This window comes from Rhodovulum iodosum (assembly GCF_041020385.1).
Taxonomy (GTDB): domain Bacteria; phylum Pseudomonadota; class Alphaproteobacteria; order Rhodobacterales; family Rhodobacteraceae; genus Rhodovulum; species Rhodovulum iodosum.
The window spans coordinates 37,826-54,926 of the sequence record NZ_JBEHHI010000004.1 but is presented as its reverse complement, the minus strand read 5'-3'; the positions used below and the strand labels follow the sequence as shown (position 1 = coordinate 54,926).

The 17,101-nt window shown below is 67.4% G+C and carries 12 protein-coding genes; 3 read left to right on the top strand and 9 right to left on the bottom strand.

Features of this window, described 5'->3' with window-relative positions; translation table 11 throughout:
* Positions 1-7: 7 nt before the first annotated feature.
* The 6 genes from Ga0609869_RS17925 to Ga0609869_RS17900 all read right to left on the bottom strand — a co-directional run bounded on the left by Ga0609869_RS17925 (position 8) and on the right by Ga0609869_RS17900 (position 9,558).
* On the bottom strand, positions 8-1,327 hold the full coding sequence (locus Ga0609869_RS17925) for a hypothetical protein (RefSeq protein WP_125403367.1): 1,320 nt from the start codon (positions 1,325-1,327) through the stop codon (positions 8-10).
* 371 nt (positions 1,328-1,698) lie between these two features.
* Positions 1,699-3,093, bottom strand: coding sequence for a dihydrolipoyl dehydrogenase (lpdA, locus tag Ga0609869_RS17920; protein ID WP_125403366.1), 1,395 nt, complete (start codon positions 3,091-3,093; stop codon positions 1,699-1,701).
* A 108-nt stretch (positions 3,094-3,201) separates the two neighbouring features.
* Positions 3,202-3,780: a DUF924 family protein gene (locus tag Ga0609869_RS17915; RefSeq protein WP_125403365.1), complete on the bottom strand. Its 579-nt coding sequence runs from the start codon at positions 3,778-3,780 to the stop codon at positions 3,202-3,204.
* A gap of 97 nt (positions 3,781-3,877) precedes the next feature.
* A complete protein-coding gene (locus Ga0609869_RS17910; RefSeq protein WP_125403364.1) occupies positions 3,878-5,146 on the bottom strand; it encodes an MFS transporter in 1,269 nt (422 codons plus the stop codon).
* Positions 5,147-5,185: 39 nt separating this feature from the next.
* Positions 5,186-6,295 (bottom strand): tRNA preQ1(34) S-adenosylmethionine ribosyltransferase-isomerase QueA, encoded by a 1,110-nt coding sequence (gene queA, locus Ga0609869_RS17905; RefSeq protein ID WP_125403363.1) that lies wholly within the window; start codon positions 6,293-6,295, stop codon positions 5,186-5,188.
* Complete coding sequence (locus Ga0609869_RS17900; RefSeq protein ID WP_125403362.1) at positions 6,292-9,558, bottom strand: AsmA-like C-terminal region-containing protein; 3,267 nt, start codon at positions 9,556-9,558, stop codon at positions 6,292-6,294. The genes queA and Ga0609869_RS17900 overlap by 4 nt, the downstream gene beginning before the upstream one ends.
* Before the next feature lie 108 nt (positions 9,559-9,666).
* Between Ga0609869_RS17900 and bcp the strand changes: the two genes are divergently transcribed.
* The 3 genes from bcp to Ga0609869_RS17885 all read left to right on the top strand — a co-directional run bounded on the left by bcp (position 9,667) and on the right by Ga0609869_RS17885 (position 12,328).
* Positions 9,667-10,128 carry a thioredoxin-dependent thiol peroxidase gene (gene bcp / locus Ga0609869_RS17895; protein ID WP_125403388.1) on the top strand — a complete coding sequence of 154 codons (462 nt, stop codon included), beginning with the start codon at positions 9,667-9,669 and terminating at the stop codon, positions 10,126-10,128.
* Positions 10,129-10,398: 270 nt separating this feature from the next.
* Positions 10,399-11,739 (top strand): M23 family metallopeptidase, encoded by a 1,341-nt coding sequence (locus Ga0609869_RS17890; RefSeq protein ID WP_125403361.1) that lies wholly within the window; start codon positions 10,399-10,401, stop codon positions 11,737-11,739.
* Positions 11,729-12,328, top strand: coding sequence for a bactofilin family protein (locus Ga0609869_RS17885; RefSeq protein ID WP_125403360.1), 600 nt, complete (start codon positions 11,729-11,731; stop codon positions 12,326-12,328). Before Ga0609869_RS17890 ends, Ga0609869_RS17885 begins: the two co-directional genes overlap by 11 nt.
* Before the next feature lie 73 nt (positions 12,329-12,401).
* Here the strand turns inward: Ga0609869_RS17885 and Ga0609869_RS17880 are convergent, their stop codons facing one another.
* The 3 genes from Ga0609869_RS17880 to Ga0609869_RS17870 form a co-directional block, all read right to left on the bottom strand.
* Complete coding sequence (locus Ga0609869_RS17880) at positions 12,402-13,178, bottom strand: DUF2189 domain-containing protein (protein WP_125403359.1); 777 nt, start codon at positions 13,176-13,178, stop codon at positions 12,402-12,404.
* 74 nt (positions 13,179-13,252) lie between these two features.
* A complete protein-coding gene (gene prfB / locus Ga0609869_RS17875; RefSeq protein WP_125403358.1) occupies positions 13,253-14,380 on the bottom strand; it encodes a peptide chain release factor 2 in 1,128 nt (375 codons plus the stop codon).
* Positions 14,381-14,448: 68 nt separating this feature from the next.
* Complete coding sequence (locus Ga0609869_RS17870) at positions 14,449-16,968, bottom strand: penicillin-binding protein 1A (RefSeq protein ID WP_125403357.1); 2,520 nt, start codon at positions 16,966-16,968, stop codon at positions 14,449-14,451.
* Positions 16,969-17,101: the final 133 nt, after the last annotated feature.

Below are 17,101 nucleotides of genomic sequence, written 5' to 3'. Positions count from 1 at the left end.
CGATCCCTCAGTTTCCATATAGCTTGTAGCGAAGCGTGCGATTCATTGTCGAGAGCGAGCTGGCCGGCATTTCGTGCCAGGACATGAAACGCACCGCCGAGACATCCTTGAGGTCGACGCTATTGCCCAGCCAGGCGCCCGACATGATCTCGTCCGCGAAACGCGCCGATTCATCCCAGTATCTTTCGTCGGCGGCGTTCTGTGCCGCCATGCAATCGGCCGGCATCTTCGTTCCCCGCGCGTTTTCATAGGGCAGATACGGCAGGCTGCCTTCCGAAATATCCCTGTAGTCGGACCAGACGCATCGCACCGTACCGGCATAGCCACGGGCATTTTTCTCTGTCTCGTAGGGGTCCAGCGCGTAATGGGTGTTGGCAATGAAGGTCAGCTTTGCCGTCGTGCGCGGCAACGCTCGGAGGCCGGCCAAAAGGCGTTCCGATTTCGCCTTGAACGCCGCCGGTCGGGATCTTGCCAGAGGGTACGGATAGTCGATCACGGCGCCGCTCAGATGCAGCGGCCGGGTCTTGTCGGCCCTCATGGCCTTTCCGAACTCGGCCAATACGTCGGTCACCAGATCTCCCGTGGCACCGGCGGTTCTCAACGCCGGGTATCCGCCGACCCGCCAGTTGGGAAGGTTGATCAGCAATGCCATCTCGACCTTCACCCCGGCCGAACTGTTCGTGACATGCGCATCGGTCAGGTCGCGCAGGCGCTTCATGTAGCTTAGCGCGATCCGGGCCGACGCCGCAGAGGAAACCCCCTTGGTGGCGGGAGAGAGGGCGCAACTGAAGGCTTTCCTAGAGCCCTCCATCACGCGCAGAAACGGCCCGTCCACATCGATGGCGCGGATCGGTACGCCGCTGTCCAGCACGCGGGAGACGATGTTCTCGAATTCCCACTCCGCGGCGGCGGTGGCGATTTCCGACGGGGTCGATCCCTGCCGGCAGGCCTTGGCGCCCAGACCGTATCCAGCAACGTAGGTGAGGTGGAAATCGTCCTTTGTCGACGGTCCGCGGTTGAGCGTGTCGCGCAGGTCTTTGAGCTGACCGTCTGACAGGTAGGTCCGGCTGGGCCGCCGCGAATGATCCGGGGCATAGGGTGATATCAGGCCCTGGGAAACCACGATTGTCCTGATCCCGGCGCGATAGAACGCGTGCCACATGCGCGCGCGCGCCTTGACGGAGCTGTCAAAGACATCGGCGAAATCGACAGACCGAAGGCCCGGACCGAATTCGATATCCTGCGACTGCGCGGCCGGTGCGCCCACCACCACCGTTCCGCACAGCACGGCGGCCGCAAGCAGGGCGCGGAGTGGAAGAAATCTCATGACAACAATCACCTCTGGAAACTACGGTTGCCGTCGACTTCCAACAGGCACTTCGGCTGGTCTGGTCCGAACCATGACGGCGAGGCGATCGGGGCCCGCTTCAACGACTATAAGCGGCGCGTTGCAAGAGACAACAGATCGTGACCCGCGGGCAGCAAGCGCGCAGACCGTCCCGGCGAAATGGATAAACCGGCAGGTCGTGTCGGCAAGGGCAGGTTCGACCGGCCAGGGTGAGGGCAGACCTTTGCAGCCTCGCCCGGCTCAGGTGTCGACGATACCGGGCGCGGCATCTGGCCTGTCTGCGCCCGTAGTGGCCATTGGGCACGGGCGAACCGCAAGCCGCGCCGGCACCGGCCCGTAGCATGCCGCCCCTAGAAGTGGATCGCCCGCCCCCAGGCATCGAGCACCGACTCGTGCATCATTTCCGACAGCGTCGGGTGCGGGAAGACGGCTTCCATCAGGTCGGCCTCGGTGGTCTCAAGCTGCCGGCCCACCACGTAGCCCTGGATCAGTTCGGTCACCTCGGCGCCGACCATGTGCGCGCCCAAAAGCTCGCCGGTCTTGGCGTCGAACACCGTCTTGATCAGCCCCTCGGGCTCGCCCAGGGCAATCGCCTTGCCGTTGCCGATAAAGGGGAAGCGGCCGACCTTGACCTCGTAGCCCTTGTCCTTGGCCTGCGCCTCGGTCATCCCGACGCTGGCCACCTGCGGCTGGCAATAGGTGCAGCCGGCGATGCTGTCGGGCTTTACCGCATGCGGGTGCCCGCCCGCCGCCAGTTCGGCCACCATCACCCCCTCGTGGCTGGCCTTGTGCGCCAGCCAGGGCGCGCCGGCCACGTCGCCGATGGCAAATAGCCCCTCGACGCCGGTCCGGCAGTATTCGTCGGTGACCACATGGGTGCGGTCGACCTGGACGCCCAGCTCTTCCAGCCCCAGCCCCTCGACATTGCCGACGATGCCGACCGCCGAGATCACCGTGTCGAATTCCTCGGTCGCGGTCTTGCCGCCCTGTTCGATATGCGCCGTCACCGTGCCCTTGCCCCGGTCGAGCTTTTTCACCGTGGCCTTTTCGCGGATCGTCATCCCCTGCTTCTCGAACGCCTTCTTGGCGAAGGCCGAAATCTCGGCATCTTCCACCGGCAGGATGCGGTCCATCACCTCGACCACGGTCGTCTCGGCGCCGAGCGTGTTGTAGAAGCTGGCGAATTCGATGCCGATGGCGCCCGAGCCTATGACCAGCAGCTTTTTCGGCATCCGTGGCGGCACCAGCGCCTTCTTATAGGCCCAGACAAGCTCGCCGTCGGGCTCCAGCCCCGGCAGCTTGCGCGCCCGCGCCCCGGTTGCCAGCACGATGGTCGGCGCGGTCATCTCTTCGCTGCCCTTGTCGGTCTTGACCGCGACCTTGCCCTTGGCGGGCAGCGTGGCCTCGCCCATGACGACGGTTACCTTGTTCTTTTTCAGCAGATGCCCGACGCCGGAGGCAAGCTGCTTGGCCACCCCGCGCGAGCGTTTGACCACCCCGTCGAGATCATAGCCCAGCCCCTCGGCCTTGAGACCGAATTCCTTGGCGCGGTGCATCAGGTGAAACACCTCGGCAGACCGCAGCATCGCCTTGGTCGGGATGCAGCCCCAGTTGAGGCATATCCCGCCCAGGTGCTCACGCTCGACGATGGCGACCTTGAGGCCCAGCTGCGCGCCGCGGATCGCGGCCACATATCCGCCGGGCCCGGCGCCGATCACGATCATGTCGAAGCTCTTGGCCGCCATGGCGCCCTCCTGTTCGCGAATTTGTTCAACGCTAAACCATGCGCCGCCTCACATCAATGAAACGGAACCCGGCTTTGCGCCAACATCACGATCCGCGGGTTGCGGCCCTCAAGAGGCGGCGCGCAGCTCTTCCACGCAGCGGCCGTAGCCGCCCTGGTCGAGGAACGCGACCTCGGGGTCGGACGAGCCGCGGTGCAGCGCCTCGTTGCGGGTGGGAAAGCGGCCGAAGCGGCGGATCACCTCGCGGTGCGCCTTGGCGTGCAGCAGGTTCTCGGCGCCGGTCTCGGGCATCCGGGTCAGCATCAGGCGGACGCAACGGTCCTGGTCCATCAGGCATTCCGAATGCATCAGCGGCAGGTAGAAGAACTGCCGCTCGGGCTCGGGAAAGCGCATGTCGAAATGGTGCTCGATCGCCTGCTTGGCCGCGGCGCGCGCCAGAACGTCGGTGGCAAAGGAACGCCAGTCACCGCGGAACATGTTGCGCGGCAACTGGTCGGTCAGGATCAGGTAGGCCATGGCCCCGCGCGGGTTGGTGGGCCATTCGTGGTATTCGCCGGCATGGGCGGATTCCCAGTCGGACTTGAACCGGGTGCGGATTTCGGTGTCGAGCTCTTCGCCGCCGCCATACCATCCCTTGGGCCCGACCTCTTTCAGCCAGAAGTCGATGATCTCGTCTTGGCGCGGCATCGTCTCGTCTCCTCCTCGTCCTGCCCGGCCTGCCCGGTCAGAACCGGGCGTGTTGGGATGGTTTCAGATTCAGCCGGCGCGCGCAACCGCCAGGCGCTTATTCTGCTGCAATTACCGGCTCTTCTTCGTCATGTGCGGCTTCCAGGGCATATTCCTGCGCCGCCTCCACCGCGACAGGCGTCGAGGACGGCATGACAGGCGCGTAGGTCGCGGTCTCGTCGACCGGCACGGCGGCGCGCTGCGTCATGCGGTAGGCGGCGTAGGCGGCAAGCGTCAGCATCAGCCCCGCGAGATAGAGGAAAAAGCCGTGCGGCCCGATCAAGCCCATCATCCAGCCGGTTGCAACCGGCCCGATGATCGCGCCGACCCCGTTGATGAACAACAGACCGCCGGAGGCCGCCGCCATGTCTTCGGGTTGAAGATAGTCGTTGGTATAGGCGATCAGCAGCGCGTAAAGCGGGTTCGACATCCCCCCGATCACAAAGGCCGCGGCCAGCAGCGCCGGGTAGGTATCGCCCACCAGCGCGGCGACCACCGCGGCGGTGCCGCCGATGGCCGCCGCACCCAGGATCAGCATCCGCCGGTCCATCCGGTCCGACAGCCAGCCGATGGGGAATTGCAGCAGCAGCCCGCCCAGAAAGATCGCGGCGATAAAGCCCGAGATCTGCGCCACGCTCAGCCCCGCCGCGGTGCCGAAGACCGCGGCCATGCCGAACTGCGCCGAGTAGACGCCGCCCACCAGGAACATGCCGATCGCGCCGGTGGGCGAGATGCGTACCAATGCACGCAGGCTCATCGGCTTGGTGGCCTCGAAGGCGGGCGTGGGGCCGACCGACAGAAGGATCGGCGCGAACGAGATCGAGACCAGCACCGAGGGGATGATGAACAGGATGAACCCCGCCGGGTCGGCGATCAGCAACAGCCCCTGGGCCGAGACGATGCCGGCCATCTGCACGATCATGTAAAGCGACAGCGTCTGGCCCCGCGTCTCGTTGGTGGCCGAGTTGTTGAGCCAGCTTTCGGCGGTGACGTAGACGCCCGAAAAGCAAAAGCCGATCAGCACCCGGCCCACCGTCCAGCTGACCGGATGGGCGAGCGCGGGGTAAAGGATCAGCACCGCCGAGATCAGCGAGGCAAGCGCGGCGAAGACGCGGATATGCCCGACCCGGCGGATCATCTCGGGCGCCAGTTGCGATCCCCCGAGAAAGCCCACGAAATACGCAGACATCACCAGCGACATCTCGAAGGTGGAAAATCCCTCGATGCCGCCGCGGATGCCCAAGAGCGTGCCCTGGATGCCGTTGCCGACCATCAGCAGCAGCATGCCGAGCATCAGTGCCCAGGAGCCTGCCAAGACCCTAATCATAATAACGCCTGCCCGTAGTTTGCGACTTTTGCCGCCTGTCTAGGGCTCTTGGGCAGGATGCAAATGCCCGCCAGCGACCTGCGCGCGTCGCGTTTCGTCTTCGGGGATCAGAAGCGAGGCATCGCCATAGGAAAAGAAGCGATATCTCTCGGCCACGGCGTGGGCATAAATGCGCCGCACCGTGCCGACCCCCATCAGCGCCGACACCAGCATCAGCAGGGTAGAGCGCGGCAGGTGGAAGTTGGTGATGAGCGCGTCGGTGATGCGAAAGCGATAGCCCGGGCGGATGAAGATGTCGGTCTCGCCCTGCCAGGGATGCAGCTGCCCGGCGGGGTCCGCCGCGGTCTCGATCAGGCGCAGCGCGGTGGTGCCCACGGGGATGATGCGGCCCCCGGCGGCGCGCGCGGCGTTGATCTCGTCGGCGGCCGCTTGCGTCACCTCGCCCCATTCGGCGTGCATCCTGTGGCGGCTGACATCGTCGACCTTGACCGGCAGAAAGGTGCCCGCCCCGACATGCAGGGTGACATGGGTAAACCCCACGCCCCTGCCCTTTAGCGCCGCGAGCAGCGCCTCGTCGAAATGCAGCGACGCCGTGGGCGCGGCCACCGCGCCGGTGCGGGCCGCCCAGACCGTCTGGTAATCCTCGCGGTCGCGGTCGTCGGCGGGCCGGCGGGCCGCGATGTAGGGCGGCAGCGGCATCGCCCCCGCCGCGGCCAGCGCGGTGTCGAAATCCGCGCCGTCGAGGTTGAAGGCAAGCGTCACGTCCTCGTCGGTCTTGACGGCGACCTCGGCGCGGAGCGCGTCGGAGAAGACGACGGTCTCACCCTCTTTCAACTTGCGCAGCGGCTTGGCCATCGCCCGCCAGCGCCCCGCGGGGTCGGGCGCCATCAGGGTGATCTCGACGCGTGCCTCGACCGGCCCCTGGGCGGTGTCGCGCCGCCGGGTGCCGGTCAGCCGGGCCGCGATCACCTTGGTGTCGTTCAGCACCAGCCGGTCGCCGGGCCGAAGCAGGTCCGGCAGGTCGCGCACGTGAAGGTCGTCTATCGCGTCGCCCTCGGCCACCAGCATCCGCGCGGCGCTGCGCGGGCGGGCCGGCCGCGTGGCGATCAGCGCCTCGGGCAGGTCGAAATCGAAATCCGACAGCTTCACTGACCGGCCCCCTGGGGTGGCGCGCTGCGAAAGATCTCGCGGAACATGCCCGGTGTCAGGATCGACAGCGGGTTCACGCGCACCTGCGGGGCGTTTGCGTCGCCCACCAGGCGGTAGTTGACGCCGAACAAACCCTCGCCCTTGCGCGTCAGGACCGAACCGATCGAGTTCAGCATGTAGATCGGCGAGACCACGCCCTGCATGTCCAACCTCTTGGTATCCATGCGGTAGACCCCCGCCATCGAGATGCCCAGCGACGGGCCCACCGCGCTGCCCCTCGTGATCTGCACTGCTTGCGTCGTCAAGCGGAAGCGGGCGTCGACCTCCGAGAACATCAGCCCCTCGCCGTAGAGGATGTCGATCAGCCCGACCACGCTCATCGCCGACAAGAGCTCGGTCAGCACCGATGTCCCGCGCACCCGCACGTTTTCGATGCCCAACCGACCGGAATATTCGCCAGGCCGCCCTGTCGGCGTCAGCGTGAGGTCGAGCGCGCCGCCGCGGGCCTTGCCAAAGGCGCCCAGCGCGCTGAGCGCCGCCCCCGCATCCGCCGCGCGCACCTCGACCGCCGTGCCCTCCGCCGAGGGGGCCAGCGTGGCCTCGATCGGTGCCGTGCCGTTCAGCCGGGCGCGGATCGCACCGTTCAGCCCGCCGTCAGGCGACAGCTCGCCGGTCACGGCGTTCAGCACCAGCCCCTCGGCCACCACGACCTCGTCCAGCTCCAGCCGGATCGGCCCGCCGGGCCCGCCGCCGCCCCGGCCGAAGGGCGCATCGCGCAGATCGACGCGGCCGCCGGTCAGCGCGATGGCAGGCGCCCGCCCCGCCCCGCGACCGGTGATCGTGGCCCCGCCCTCAAGCCAGGTGCCGACGCGCAGCCGCGTCAGGCTGGCGCTATCGAGCGCCCCGCCGGGGCGCAGCGTCACCCGCCCCTCGGCGTCGAGCCCCGGCGCCGAGATCGCCAGCCGCTCGATCGCCGGCGCATCGCCCAGCCGCCCCTCGACGCTGAGCCGCCCGGTGGCGTTCGCCCGCTTCGACCAGCCTAGCCCCGGCACCGAGATGGCCAGCCGGTTGAGATCGCTCTCCAGCGTAAAGCGGGGGGCCGCGGGGTCGAGCGACAGGGTAAAGGCGCCCGCCGCCGCGCCCGACAGGCTGCCCGCAGGCAGGCCCAGACCGAAGGTTTCGGCCGTGCGCTGCGACAGCTCGACAGTGCCCTCGACACGGCCCGGCCCGTCGCCGGACCGCTGCCAGGCGACGCTGAGCGGCACCCCGTCCAGCGTGGCCGCCCCGGAGAGCGACAGCCCCGCCCTGTCGCCCCGGACGCGTATCGCGTCGGCGGCCAGCACCCGGCCCGGTACCAGCACCTCCGAACGCATGCCGTGCAGGGTACCGTCAAATCGAAAATCCACGTCCGCGGGCCGCAGCCCGTGCTTGATGGGCAGGTTCACCTCCGCGGCGATCTCGGCGCGGCCCGCGGCAATGCCGGGGCCGATGTCGGCATTGCGCAACAGCCGCAGCGGCGGCGCGTCGATCAGCGACAGAACCGCCGGTATCGCACTGTCGAGCGCAAGCGTGATCGTCGCCCGCACCGGCCGCTGGCCGAGATCGGACAGGCGCAGCACCGAACCCGCGACATCGACCAAGCCGCCCTGCGGCGCCTCGACCCGCCCTTTCTCGACCACCAGCGTATAGCCCTCCTGGGACAGCGTGCCATAGCCCTGCCCGCCGAGGACCGGCGGGAAATCCCGCAAGACGCTGACCGTGGCATCGCGGAATTCGTGGTCGAGCGACAGGCGCGCCGGCGCACCGGGGGCGAGCCGCACGGCGGCGTGCACGTCAAACAGCGTGCCGCCGTCGACATTGCGTGAGAACCAGTCGCGGGTGGCCGGGACCAGACCCACGGGCCAGAGCGACAAGAGCCGCGCATCGGTGATCTCGTCCAGTTCGGCATCGACCGACACGCGCCAGCCGTCGGCCGCCGCGGCCACAGTGCCCGCGCCGCGATAGCTGTGCGCGTCGTCGGTCAGCACCGCCTGCCCTATCGTGGCGGTGAACGGGTCGAGCGCGAGCTTGAGGTCGAGCGCACCGCCGTTGAACCGCGCCGGCGCGTCGAACACGCCTTCGGGGCTGAAGACGACCTCGCGCAGGCCCATCTGGGCCACCAGCGTCTCGGGCCAGCCGCCGGGGCCGGTATCGGTCAGGTAGGCATGGCCATCGGCGCGCAGGCGCAGCAGCTCGGTGTCGAGCGCGATCTCGTCGAATACGATCTTGGCCTCATCGGGGGCGTAGGAGAAATAGCTCTTTCCCGAGGTAAACCCGATGGGCGGCGCGCCCTCGACGGGTTTCAGCGCCCCCGCGCCGATTTCCAGCGCTGCCGAAAGCTGCCCGAGACTGCCGCTGGCATCGACCTCGGTGCGCAGCGCGCCCGAGATCGGAGCGTCGATCACCGACAGGAAGGCCAGCGCCGGCGACTGGGTGGCGATATCGCCCGCCGGCACCGCGGAGAAATTGGTCGACATCCGCGCGGCGGGCGAGCCCTTGGCGCTGACGAAGGTGACGGCGAATTCGGCCGGCCGCTCGGCCCCGCCCTCGAGCGAGAAGAAGACGCGCAACGCCACCTCGGCATCGTCCTGTTCCAGCGTCATCAGCCCGTCGTCGATGCGCCAGATGCGGCCCGAGCGCGCGTCCTCGTAGGTCAGGCCCAGCGCCTCGACACTCAGGTTTTCCACCGCCGCGAGCGCCGGCGCCTGAAACGCCCGGTCGATCTGGTCCAGCACCGCGGCCAGGCTCGCCCCAGAGGTCACCGCCGCGCCGGTCTGGCCCAAGGCCAGGTCGATGCGCCCGTCCGGCGCCCGGCGCAGCGTGAGCTCGGCCCCGGTCAGCGCCACCTCGCGCAGCATCAGCCGGCCCTGCATCGCGGGGCCCGGCGCGATGCGGGCCGACAGCTCGGGCAGGCGCGCCACGGGGCGGCCGGTGGCGTCGAACACCGCCACCTCGCGCAGGTGCACCTCGGGACGGAGGCGGCGCGAGACGAAGACATCGACACCGCCCAGCCGCAGCTCGGCGGGCGCCAGCCCGGCATTCAGCCGCGCCTCGATACGCTCGGTCACGAATTCGGGCAGGCTGACCGTGCGCCCGGTCAGCGCCAGCCCGGCGAGGCCCGCCAGGCCCGCCAGCATCGCAAGGCTCAAGAGCAGCCACAGGCCGAACCGGCGCTGGGCGTCGATATCCGTTTGCGGATCGGTCGGGCGGTCGGTCTCGGTCATCTCACGGCATCCCGCGGCCCGCCCTTGCCCGGGGGGCGTTCGCGGTTATGTTCCACCGGGCCATAGCGCCCGGAAAGGCTGCATTGCAAGAAATCAAGGATCATGACCATGCCCGATACCGGCGACACCGCCCCCGATTTCACCCTGCCCCGCGACGGCGGCGAGACGGTCACGCTGTCCGCGCTGCGCCCCGCGCCCGTCGTTCTGTACTTCTACCCCAAGGATGACACGTCCGGCTGCACCAAGGAAGCCATCGCCTTTACCGGGCTGATCTCCGAGTTCGAGGCCGCCGGCGTCAAGGTCTTCGGCATCTCGAAAGACACGGTGGCCAAACATGACAAGTTCGTCGCCAAGCACGAGCTTGCGGTGCCGCTGCTGTCGGACGCCGAAGCCGACGTGTGCGAGCAATACGGCACATGGGTGGAAAAGAAGATGTACGGCAAGACCTACATGGGCATCGAACGCGCGACCTTCCTGATCGACGGCACGGGCCAAATCGCCCGCGTCTGGCGCAAGGTCAAGGTGCCGGGCCATGCCGAAGAGGTGCTGGAGGCCGTCCGCGCCCTGTGATTGCGGGCGCTCAGGGCGCGGGCCGGTCGCTCGGCCGCGCCCCGGAGTGCCTCGGGCGGTCGCCGGCCGGCGACGATCGTATCGTGGTTTTGGCGCAACCCCGCGGCGACATCGGCATGATTCCGCCCATTTCGAGACCCCCCATCGGCAAAACCATGTAGCTTCGGTTAAAAATCTTGAAGGCAGACAGGCTGAGGGATACTCCCCCGGCGACGGCGCCGGGCGGGCGCGTCTGACCTTTGGACAAGTTGGGCAGATGGGGCACAGGCATTGACGTCGCGATTTATACACCGCATCGACCATGCGCTCGAACGCATGCTTCCCGAACAACGCCTGTTTTTGCGTAGCGATAGCGAGACCCGGTTCATCCGGCTCAGTCCCGCGACGCAGTTCATCGCCTTCGCCGGCAGCGCGCTTGTCGTCGGCTGGGCAATGGTGGCAACCGCGGTCCTGCTGATGGACAACGTCGGCGCGGGCAACCTGCGCGACCAGGCGCAACGCGAACAATCGCTATACGAGGAACGGCTGAACGCCCTGGCGCTGGAGCGCGACAACCGCGCGACAGAAGCCCAGGCCGCGCAGGAACGGTTCAACCTCGCGCTGGCGGAGGTGTCCAAGATGCAGTCGGCGCTCTTGGCCTCGGAAGACAGGCGCAAGGAGCTGGAAACCGGCATCGAGGTGATCCAGACCACCCTGCGCAGCGTGATGGCCGAACGCGATGAGGCCCGCGCCGAGACAGCGCGCCTGGCCGCGGCGCTGGACGACGACACCGGCCCCGAGCGCCGGGTCGCCGCGCGCGCGACGAATGCCGAAGCCGCGCTTGGCTTTCTCTCCGCCGCGCTGGAGCAGACCGCGCGCGAACGCGATCAAGCCCTCGCCGACGCCGCGGCCGCCTACGAACTGGCCGAGGCGCTGGCCTACGAGCAGCGCCTGACCGGCGAACGCAACGACCGCATCTTTACCCAGCTCGAAGAGGCGCTGGCGGTCTCGGTCGAGCCGCTGGACAAGATGTTCCGCGCCGCCGGCCTGAAACCCGACAGCCTGATCGAAGCCGTGCGCAAGGGCTATTCGGGAATCGGCGGGCCGCTTACGCCGCTGTCTCTCTCGACCAAGGGCACCGAGCCCCACCCCGACGAGATGCGCAGCGCGGGGCTGATATCGCGCCTCGACCGTCTGAACATGTACCGCATGGCCGCCGAAAAGGCGCCCTTTGCGACACCGCTGAAATCGTCCTTCCGCTTCACCAGCCCCTTCGGCATGCGCAGCCACCCCACCAGCGGGCGTTACCGTATGCATGAGGGCGCCGATTTCGCCTCGGATTACGGCACGCCGATCTACGCCACCGCCGACGGCGTCGTGACCAAGGCCGGCTGGGTCTCGGGCTATGGCCGCATGGTGGAGATCCGGCACGAGTTCGGCATCGAAACCCTCTACGGGCACATGGCGAAACTTCGCGTGACAGAGGGCCAAAGGGTCTCGCGCGGCGACAGGATCGGTGATATGGGAAGCTCTGGCCGTTCGACCGGGACGCATCTGCACTACGAGGTGCGCGTCAGCGGCACACCCGTGAATCCGATGACCTACATCAAGGCAGCCAGAGATGTTTTCTAAGAACAGAATCAACGAACCCGGCCCCAAACAGACTGGCGATGCGGAGAAACCGAGAATGCCCGAATCGGCCATGGCGCCCCGCCCCGACACCGCCGCCGCCCCCAAGGCAAAGCCGCCGGCGTCGGTTCTGTCGACCGACCTGACGGTGACCGGCAACCTCAAGACCACCGGCGACATCCAGGTCGAAGGCACCGTCGAGGGCGACATCAACGCGCACATGCTGACCGTGGGCGAAGGCGCCACGATCCGCGGCGAGGTGGTGGCCGACGACATCGTGGTCAACGGCCGCGTGGTGGGCCGCGTGCGTGGCCTCAAGGTGCGACTCACCTCGACCGCCCGCGTCGAGGGCGACATCATCCACAAGACCATCGCGATCGAAAGCGGCGCCCATTTCGAGGGCTCGGTACAGCGTCAGGACGACCCGCTGAACACCGGTGCCCAGCGCAAGCCGCAGCAACCGCAGCCGGCCCAGCGCCCGGCCCAGCAGCAGCAACCGGCCCAGAAACCGGCGGCGGCGCAGGGCCAGGGCGGTCAGCAGGGCCAGGGCGGTCAGCAGACCGCGCAAAAGGCGCCCGCCCCCAAGGGCTAGACGTCACGCATCGCGGCAACAGTTTCAGGCATCGCCTTGCAGGCGATGCCTTTTTCGTTTCAACGCCCAGCGGTCAGGGGGTGCTCAGCGCGCGGCGATACAGGTGCCAGGTGGCGTGCCCCAGCACCGGCAGCACCACGAAAAGCCCCAGAAAGGCCGGCAGCATCCCGGCGAACAAGAGCGCCGCGATGATCGCGGCCCAGCTCAGCATCACGGCGAGGTTCCGGCGCACCGTTTCGAGGCTGAGCAGCATCGACGTCATGAAGTCGATTTCCTTGTCCAGCATCAGCGGAAAGCTGACCACCGTCAGCCCGAACAGAAGAAACGCAAAGCAGCCGCCCAGCACCAGTTCGGTGCCGATCATCGCCAGCCCGTTGGAGGTAAAGAACACCTCCCAGGACGAGCTGATATTGGTCATCACGCTCAGCCCCATGAACAGCGCAAAGACCATGTGGGAGAGAAAGGTCCAGAACAGGAAGGCAAAGACGATGATCGCCCCCGCCCAGGGCAGTTGCCTGTCCTTTTCGCGCAGGACGACCCCCAGCACCCCGGGCCATGACAGCGCCTCGCCCCGCTCCATCCGGCGGCTGACCTCGTAAAGCCCGACCGCGGCAAAGGGCGCGATCAGCGGAAAGCCGAGCGAAAGCATCAACGTCCAGGCGACGGTGCCCGCGCCGAAATAGACCAGCGCCAGCCCGCCGAGGACGTAGACCGAGCTGAAGAACAGGCCGAAGGCCGGTGCGGTACGGAAATCGCGCCATCCCGCGGCCAGCGCGGCGCGCAGGTCGTCCAGCGTGACGGATTGGATATCGGGTTTGGGCGACGCGACGGCCCCCGACATATCGGACATGGCTTCCTCCCTTATGCGCTCTTTCGTCGCATTCGGGGGGAGTTTACATGCGATTCCCGGCTGCGCCGAAGGCTTTATTCCTCGGCCTGCGCCTCGGCGCGGCTCTTGCCCGCCACGTCCAGCGCCAGCGTCGCGGCCATGAACGGGTCGAGATCGCCGTCCAGCACGCCCTGGGTGTCGGAGGTTTCCACCCCGGTGCGCAGATCCTTGACCATCTGGTAGGGCTGCAGCACGTAAGACCGGATCTGGTTGCCCCAGCCGGCCTCGCCCTTGGCCTCGTGCTGGGCGGTGATATCGGCGTTGCGCTTGTCCAGCTCCAACTGGTAGAGCCGCGATTTCAGCGCCTTCATGGCGATGTCGCGGTTCTGGTGCTGGGATTTCTCGGAGCTGGTCACCACGATGCCCGTCGGGATATGGGTCATGCGCACCGCCGAGTCGGTCGTGTTGACGTGCTGGCCGCCCGCCCCCGAGGACCGGTAGGTATCGACGCGGACATCGGCGGGGTTCACCTCGATCTCGATATTGTCGTCGACCACCGGGTAGACCCAGACCGAGCAGAACGAGGTATGCCGACGCGCCGCGCTGTCATAGGGCGAGATCCGCACCAGGCGATGCACGCCCGATTCCGATTTCAGCCAGCCATAGGCGTTGGGGCCGGAAATCTTGTAGGTGGCGGATTTTATGCCCGCCTCTTCGCCCGCGCTCTCGGATTGCAGCTCGACCTTGTAGCCGTGCTTTTCCGCCCAGCGCACATACATCCGCGCCAGCATCGAGGCCCAGTCGCAGGATTCGGTGCCGCCCGCGCCCGAGTTGATTTCGAGGAACGTGTCGTTGCCGTCGGCCTCGCCGTCCAGAAGCGCCTCGAGCTCTTTCTGCGCGGCCTTTTCCTTCAGCACCTTCAACGCCGTCTCGGCCTCTCTTACAACCTCGTCGTCGCCTTCCATCTCACCAAGCTCGATCAGCTCGACATTGTCTTCCATGTCCTGGCTGATGCCCTTGTAGGTGTCGATGGCGTCGACCAGCATCTGCCGCTCGCGCATCAGCTTTTGCGCGCGCGCGGGGTCGTTCCACAGGTCGGGGTCCTCGGCCATGGCGTTGAACTCTTCCAGCCGGTGCTCGGCGGTGTCCCAGTCCATGCGCTGCGCCAGCAGCTTCAGCGACTTGCGGATATCCTCAACGGTGTTCTGCGCGTCTGCACGCATCGGCCCTTGCCTCGGTTGATCTGGTTGTCAGATGGGCGTGATAGCCCGGCGCGCGCCGGCGGGCAAGCTCAGTAAAGCCCGCCCGAGGACAGCGTGCCAAAGGTGGCCTTTGGCCCGACCGTGGTCTTGCGCCCGGTCGAGGTGGTCACCTCCTGCGCGCCCGCATCGGCCTCGCCCCGCTCGAAGAGCGGCAGGTTGGCGCCCATGGCAAAGCCGCCGTCGACCAGCGCGCCCATGCCGAAGATCGGCTCTTCGCCGTCGCGGAAGTATTCCGCCACGACATCGGCGCCGCCGGCCTCGTTCGGCAGCCGCGCGCCGGTGTAGCGGTCGATCTTGATGAAATGGCCGCCGGGCGGAACCTCGAACGGGCCGCCACCGTATTTGGCCGTGGCCTTCTTCATGAACTGGTTGAAGACCGGGCCGCACATCGATGCGCCGTAAGCCCCCCGCCCCAGCGGGCGCGGCTGGTCGTACCCCATGTAGCAGCCCGCGACGATATTCGAGGTGAAGCCGACGAACCACACGTCGCGCGCGTCGTTGGTTGTGCCGGTCTTGCCCGCGGTCGGCACACCGAGATTGACCCGGCCCGCCGCCGTGCCCCGCTCGACCACGCCGCGCATCATCGACGTCAGCTGGTAGGCGGTGATCGCGTTGATCACCCTGTCGCGGCGCGAAACGATCTGGGGAGCGCGGCCACGCGGCAGGGCGGCCACGCTGCAATCGGTGCATTCGCGCGGGTCATGGCGGTAGATCGTGTTGCCCCAACGGTCCTGCACCCGGTCGACCAGCGTCGGCTCGACCCGCTCGCCGCCATTGGCGAACATCGCGTAGGCCGACACCATGCGGTAAAGCGTGGTTTCCTGGCTGCCCAGCGCATTGGCGAGGTAGGGGTTCATCCGGTCGTAGACGCCGAACCGCTCGGCATAGCCGGCCACCGTGCGCATCCCCACCTCCTGCGCCAGGCGCACGGTCATCAGGTTGCGCGACCGCTCGATGCCGGTTCTCAGCGGCGTCGGGCCGTAAAACTTGTTGCTGGCGTTCCTGGGCCGCCAGATGCCGGCGCCGGTATCCACCTCGATGGGCGCATCGATGATGATCGTGGCGGGCGTAAACCCGCTGTCGAGTGCTGCGGCATAGACGAAAGGCTTGAACGACGAACCGGGCTGGCGCGTGGCCTGCGTCGCGCGGTTGAACACCGAGTGCTGGTAGGAAAAGCCACCCTGCATCGCCAGCACCCGGCCGGTATTGACGTCCATCGCCACGAACCCGCCCTGGATCGCGGGCACCTGCCGCAGCGTCCAGCGGATGAAGCTGCCGTCGGAGTCCTCGGTCATGCGGCGCACATGCACCACGTCGCCGACCTGGAAATTGTCGACGAAGCTGCCGCGCATCCAGGCGATGTCCTTGCGCGGCACCTGGGCGGTGCCCTCGACCCCCTCGATGCCCAGCGTCATGCTCTGGTCGGCGATGTCCAGCACCACCGCGGGATACCACGCATCCTGCAGAAAGATATCGCGCGCCACCTCGACCTCGGAGAGCGCCGCGCGCCAGTCGGCCTCGGTGCCCAGCCTGTCGGCCGGGATGGTCTTGCCGGTGCCGCGCCACTGGCCCAGGCCGCGGTCGTATTGCTCAAGCCCCGCGCGCAGCGACACCGCCGCCTCGGACTGCATCTCGGGGTCGAGCGTGGCCCGGATCGTCAGGCCGCCGCCGAAGAACTCGCCCTCGCCGAAATCTTCCGACAGCTGCCGGCGGATCTCGTCGGTGAAATAATCGCGCGGCGGCAGGCTATCGCGAAACGGCGGGTAGTCGCCGTTCTGCACGGTCAAGAGCGGCGCGTCGCGCGCGGCCTCGTAGGCGGCCTGGTCGAGATAGCCGTTCTCGCGCATCTCGCGCAGCACGAAATTGCGCCGTTCCAGCGCGCGATCCATCTCGCGCACCGGGTGATAGTTCGACGGCGCCTTGGGCAGGGCCGCCAGATAGGCGGCATCCTGCGGCTCCAGCTCGGACAGGGTCTTGTTGAAATAGGTCTGCGCCGCGGCGGCGACGCCGTAGGAGTTCTGCCCGAGGAAGATCTCGTTGAGGTAAAGTTCGAGGATCTTTTCCTTGCTCAGCGTCTTTTCGATGCGCGTGGCAAGGATCAGTTCCTTGATCTTTCGCTCGCCGGTGCGCTCGCCCCCGAGCAGGAAATTCTTCATCACCTGCTGGGTGATCGTCGAGGCCCCGCGCACGGTCTGGCCGCGGGTCTTGACCGCCTCGATACCGGCGGCAACGATACCGCGGGCGTCATAGCCTTTGTGGGTGTAAAAGTTCTTGTCTTCGGCCGAGATGAAGGCCTGCTTGACCAGGTCGGGGATCTCTTCGGCCGGCGCGAAAAGCCTGCGCTCGACGGCGAACTCGTCGATCATCCGGCCCTCGCCGGAATAGATCCGGCTGATCGTCTTGGGGGCGTAGGTCGCCAGGTCTTCGTGATCGGGCAGGTCGCGGGCATAGAACCAGAACACCGCGCCGATCATCAGCGCGGCGGCGACAACGCCGATCGTCACGAGGCTGAAAAGCGCCCCGAAGAAGGAAAAGACAAAGCGAAGCACGCGCGCCCCCGAGTTCGTCCCGCCTGTATACTCTCGTGCCGGGGCCGGGTCAAAAGCGACGCCGCGCCGAGACGGTCTTTTTCCACCCCATCTCGATCACAATCGAGAAACCTCGGGCGCGGCACGCGGGATC